At 68.3% G+C, this 2,488-nt stretch carries 1 protein-coding gene and 1 pseudogene; both read right to left on the reverse strand.

Annotation, left to right across the window (positions count from 1 at the left end):
- Positions 1 to 21: 21 nt before the first annotated feature.
- Positions 22 to 1,458 (reverse strand): aldehyde dehydrogenase family protein, encoded by a 1,437-nt coding sequence (locus G3436_RS26465; protein WP_163951292.1) that lies wholly within the window; start codon positions 1,456 to 1,458, stop codon positions 22 to 24.
- Positions 1,452 to 2,488: pseudogene (locus G3436_RS26470) on the reverse strand (thiamine pyrophosphate-dependent enzyme); the annotation flags it as partial. The pseudogene G3436_RS26470 and the gene G3436_RS26465, both read right to left, overlap by 7 nt.

Here is a 2,488-nt window from a genome sequence, read left to right on the forward strand (position 1 = left end):
CTGGCTTGCCAGCGAAGGGTGCTACACGGCCGTCACGACGTGCTTGACCTCTTGGAACGCACTCAGCCCCCACGGCCCCAGCTCACGGCCCAGGCTGCTCTGCTTGTACCCGCCCCACGCCGCCTGCGGGAAGATCACTTGCGGTGCGTTCACCCACACCAGCCCCGCCTGCAGTTGGTCGGCGACCCGCTGCGCGGCCTGCCCATCGGTCGTCACCACGCTGGCCACCAGCCCGAACTCGCTGTCATTGGCCAACGCCACGGCCTCCGCTTCACTGCCCACGCGCTTCACGCACAGCACCGGGCCGAAGATTTCCTCGCGCCACAGCGCACTGTCCAGCGGCACATCGGCAAAGACGGTCGGTTCGATGAAGTAACCGCACGGCCGCTCCACTCGCCTGCCCCCGCACAACACGCTCGCGCCCGCCTGCACACCGCGCTCGATGGCGCCCATCACCCGCAGGTACTGGGCCTGGTTGACCAGCGGCCCCATGTCGGTTTCGCCGGCAAACGGATCGCCCACCCGAATCGCCGCCACGCGCGCCAGCACGCCGTCGACAAAGGCGTCGTACAGGGCGTCGGCCACCAGCACCCGGCTGGTCGCCGAGCACATCTGCCCGGCATTGAAAAAACCACCGCCACACGCCAGCTCGATCGCACGCTGCAGGTCGGCAGACTCCAGCACCAGCAACGACGATTTGCCGCCCAGCTCCAGGCTCACGCCCTTGACCGTCTCGGCGGCGCGCTGCATCACCTGCACCCCGACCGCGTTGCTGCCGGTGAACGAGACCTTGGCAATGCGCGAATCGCTCGCCAACGGTGCGCCCACCGCCAGCCCCGTGCCGCAGACCAGGTTGAACACGCCTGCTGGCAGCCCGCTCTGGGCAATGATGTGCGCCAGTTCAAGTTCCGCCAGCGGCGTCACCTCCGACGGTTTGAGCACGGCGCAGCAACCGGCCGCCAGCGCCGGGGCAAGTTTCCAGGCGGTGGTCACCATGGGGAAATTCCACGGCACGATCAGCCCCACCACCCCGCACGGTTCGCGCCGTACGCGGGCGACGAAATCCTCGCTGGGCAACGCCAGCGCCTGGTCCTGCTGTGCATCCAGCGCCTGCGCAAGGCCTGCGTAGTAGTCGAAGGTCGCAATTACATCATCGACATCGATGGCCGACTCGGCCAGCGGCTTGCCGTTGTTGCTCGACTGCAGCTCGATCAGGCGCTCGCGGCGCGCTTCAACACCACGCGCAATTGCACGCAGGTGCTCGGCACGCTGCGCCCCGGTGGTACGCGACCACTGCGCAAACGCTGCCTGCGCCGCCTGCGCGGCCCGCGCCACGGCTTCGCCGTCACCGCCGGCAACCTGGGCCAGCCGCTGTTCGGTACTCGGGTTGGTCACCGTCAGCACCTGCGTACCGTGCTGCCATACGCCATCGATAAAAATGCCCGGCAAGGTCAGCATGGCTGCACCGCCTGCATCCAGATCGCCTGGTCGATTTCGATCAGGCTGGGGCCCCTGCGATCGCACGCCAGGCGCAAGGCATCGCGCAACTGCGCGACACTGCCCACGGCCTCGGCCGCACAGCCCAGGGCCTTGGCCACGCCAATGAAGTCGGGGGTGTGGATGTCCACGCCCACCGGCTCGATGGCGCGGTTGAGCATGTACTTCTTGATTTCTTCATAGCCCTGGTTGTTCCACAGCAGCACGATCAGCGGCACCTGCGCCTCCACCGCACTGGCCAGCTCGGCCACGGTGAACTGCAGGCCGCCATCGCCGATCAGGCACACGGCGGGCAAGCGCTGCTCACGCTGCTCGGCGCTGCCCAGCCAGCGCCCATGGCCGCCGGCAAGGCGTAGCCCAGGGTGCCGTAGCCGGTGGAGGCGTTGAACCAGCGGCGCGGATGGTCCAGGTCCAGGGTGAGGTTGCCGGTGTACACCGCTGAGTCGAATCACCCACCAGCACCGCCTCGGGCAAGGTCTGCAGGATGGTCTGCAGGAACAGCGTTTGCGCGCGCGTGGCCGGGTCCCACTCGCAGGCCAGGGCCTGGCGCAAACGGCTGACGCGCACCGCGCCCCAGTCGCTGCTGCGCAGCGGTGCCGGCTGATCAGCCAGGGCCAGCAACAACGCATCGGCCGCTTGCCCGGCATCGGCCACCAGCGCCACGGTGGGCGGGTAATTGCGTACGCACTGGTCCGGATCGATATCAACGCGCAGCAGCGTGCCGGGGATTTCGAAGCCGCCCTTGAACGTGACGTCGTAGTCGGTTTCGGCCAGCTCGGTGCCGATGGCCAGCACCATATCGGCCTCGCGCACCAGTGCGCGAGTGGCCAGCAGTGACTGGGTCGAACCGATCAGCAACGGGTGCTGCGAGGCCAGCAGGCCTTTGGCATTGATGGTCAGCGCAACCGGCGCCTGCAGGTAGTCGGCCAGGCGGGCCAGCGCATCGCCGGCCGCAATGGCCCCACCACCGGCCAGAATCAGCGGGCGGCGG

It is taken from the genome of Pseudomonas brassicae, from assembly GCF_010671725.1.
GTDB classification, from domain to species: Bacteria; Pseudomonadota; Gammaproteobacteria; order Pseudomonadales; family Pseudomonadaceae; genus Aquipseudomonas; species Aquipseudomonas brassicae.

What these genes read in the sequence shown, in the direction of transcription:
- G3436_RS26465 (WP_163951292.1), bottom strand. Translation starts at nt 1,458, where the DNA reads ATGCTGACCTTGCCGGGCATTTTTATCGATGGCGTATGGCAGCACGGT.